Raw genomic sequence first — 287 nt, 5'->3', positions numbered from 1 at the left:
CCGAGCAGGGCCAGCACCAACAGCGCCAGCACCGCGCCCAGGCCCCACCAGACCTCGCGCGCCAGCGGCGCGGTGGCCACCGGGGCGCCCCAGCGGGTCAGGGTGCCGTAGTACACCGACTGCGGGTCGGCCTTCCAGGCCTGCAGGTAGCGGTCGAGGGTGGCCAGCCGGTCGGCGTGGCGACCCTGGGGCGCGGCAAAAAACAGGGCGGCGGGGTTGAACTGCACCGCCGTGGCCACCAGCCCGGCGGCCACGGCGTGGCGGTTGCCGTACAGGTGGTTGACCGC

At 75.3% G+C, this 287-nt stretch carries 1 pseudogene; it reads right to left on the bottom strand.

The features are described from left to right. Positions 1–287: pseudogene (locus tag HA630_RS01905) on the bottom strand (diguanylate cyclase); the annotation flags it as partial.

It is taken from the genome of Aquabacterium sp. A08 (assembly GCF_011742065.1).
This window is presented reverse-complemented; position numbering and strand designations above follow the sequence as displayed.